The sequence below is a fragment of the Streptomyces sp. NPDC002206 genome, assembly GCF_053593595.1.
Map to the genome: position 1 here is coordinate 1 of NZ_JBSFCW010000089.1, position 1,820 is coordinate 1,820.

General features: G+C 67.3%; 2 protein-coding genes. Both read right to left on the reverse strand.

Translation table 11 applies throughout. The features are described 5' to 3' along the window. A complete protein-coding gene (locus ACWCP8_RS41130; RefSeq protein ID WP_356007370.1) occupies positions 1–963 on the reverse strand; it encodes an electron transfer flavoprotein subunit alpha/FixB family protein in 963 nt (320 codons plus the stop codon). A 57-nt stretch (positions 964–1,020) separates the two neighbouring features. After that, on the reverse strand, positions 1,021–1,806 hold the full coding sequence (locus ACWCP8_RS41135; protein ID WP_451121672.1) for an electron transfer flavoprotein subunit beta/FixA family protein: 786 nt from the start codon (positions 1,804–1,806) through the stop codon (positions 1,021–1,023). Positions 1,807–1,820 lie beyond the last annotated feature (14 nt).

The following is a 1,820-nucleotide window of genomic DNA, read 5'->3' on the forward strand; positions in this document are numbered from 1 at the left end:
TCAGCCCTTGCGGGTGTTGACCTCGTCGGTGAGCTGGGGGACGACCTGGAAGAGGTCGCCGACGACGCCGTAGTCGACGAGGTCGAAGATCGGGGCCTCGGAGTCCTTGTTGATCGCGACGATCGTCTTCGAGGTCTGCATGCCGGCCCGGTGCTGGATCGCGCCGGAGATACCGGACGCGATATACAGCTGCGGCGACACCGACTTGCCGGTCTGACCGACCTGGTTGGAGTGCGGGTACCAGCCGGCGTCGACCGCGGCACGCGAGGCACCCACCGCCGCGCCGAGCGAGTCGGCGAGCGCCTCGATGATCGCGAAGTTCTCCGCACCGTTGACACCACGGCCACCGGAGACCACGATCGCGGCCTCGGTCAGCTCCGGACGCCCGGTCGACTCACGCGGGGTACGGGACAGCACCTTCGTGCCGGTCGCCTGCGCCGAGAAGCTGACGGGCAGGGCCTCGACCGCACCCGCGGCCGGGGCCGCCTCGACCGGAGCCGAGTTCGGCTTCACCGTGATGACCGGGATACCCCTGGAAACACGGGACTTCGTGGTGAACGACGCGGCGAACGCCGACTGCGTGGCCACCGGACCCTGCTCACCGGCCTCCAGGTCCACGGCGTCCGTGATGATCCCGGAACCGATCCGGACCGCGAGACGGGCGGCGATCTCCTTGCCCTCCGCCGACGAGGGAACCAGCACCGCGGCCGGGGACACCGCCTCGACCGCAGCCTGCAGCGCATCCACCTTCGGCACGACCAGATAGTCGGCGAACTCGGGGGCGTCTGCGGTGAGAACCTTGACCGCACCGTGCTCGGCGAGCACGGACGCAGTGGCCCCGGCACCTGCACCCAGCGCGACAGCGACCGGCTCACCGATCCGACGCGCCAGCGTCAAAAGCTCCAGAGTGGGCTTGCGGACGGCACCGTCCACGTGGTCGACATAGACGAGAACTTCAGCCATGGGACTTCAATCTCCTGCAAGTAACGAAGGAACGAGGGACGGACGAAACAGCCGGCTCTAGATGAACTTCTGGCCCGCGAGGAACTCGGCGAGCTGCTTGCCGCCCTCACCCTCGTCCTTGACGATCGTGCCCGCCGTACGCGCCGGACGCTGCACCGCGGAGTCCACCGCGGTCCACGCACCCGCCAGACCGACCTCGTCCGCGCCGATCTCCAGATCCTCCAGATCCAGCGACTCGACCGGCTTCTTCTTCGCCGCCATGATCCCCTTGAACGACGGGTAACGCGCCTCACCCGACTGGTCCGTCACCGACACCACCGCCGGCAACGACGCCTGCAACAACTCCGACGCACTGTCACCGTCACGACGCCCGGTCACCGTGCCGCCCTCGACCTTCACCTCCGACAACAACGTCACCTGCGGCACACCCAGACGCTCCGCCAGCACCGCCGGCAGCACCCCCATCGTCCCGTCCGTCGACGCCATCCCACACACGACCAGGTCGTAACCCGTCTTCTCGATCGCCTTCGCCAGCACCAGCGACGTACCGATCACATCCGTACCGTGCAGATCGTCGTCCTCGACATGAACGGCCTTGTCCGCACCCATCGACAACGCCTTGCGCAACGCGTCCTTGGCATCCTCCGGACCCACCGTCAACACGGTGATCTCCGCATCATCCGCCTCGTCCGCGATCTGCAGCGCCTGCTCCACCGCATACTCATCCAGCTCCGACAACAGACCGTCGACATCCTCACGGTCCAGCGTCAGGTCATCGGCGAAATGCCGGTCACCGGTGGCGTCGGGCACGTACTTCACACAGACAACGATCCTCAAGCTCACGCCGGCTCTCCTAC